General features: G+C 54.3%; 1 pseudogene. It reads right to left on the bottom strand.

Annotated elements, in window-relative coordinates:
- Positions 1-438 (bottom strand): annotated as a pseudogene (locus Q4563_RS16260) (glutamine synthetase); the annotation flags it as partial.

Raw genomic sequence — 438 nt, 5'->3', positions numbered from 1 at the left:
ACAAAGTGCTCTCCGATCACTTCTTGCAATTCTGGACATTCTTCCAGCAAGCGCAAGGCTTCTTCCAGTGTACGTGAGACCGCTACCAGATCCCCTTCATGAGCCGCCAGCGCCTCGACCGGGGCTTCCGCCTTGATACCCCGTTTCATCCCCAGATAACCACACGCCAGACTGGCCGCGATGGCCAGATACGGGTTGCAGTCTGACCCGGCAAAGCGGTTTTCAATTCGGGTGGCATCCTTGGGAGCCTTGGGGGCACGTAATCCTGCCGTGCGATTATCGATTCCCCATTTGAAATTAACCGGCGCAGCGATTTCCGGCACAAAACGGCGGTAGGAATTCACATTAGGGGCATAAAAAGGAATCGCCGCCGGGGTAAATTTCTGCAAACCGCCAACATAGTGATAAAAGGTTGCTGAGAACAGCTCATCCCCTTCT

The organism is Gilvimarinus sp. 1_MG-2023, assembly GCF_030548285.1.
This window is presented reverse-complemented; position numbering and strand designations above follow the sequence as displayed.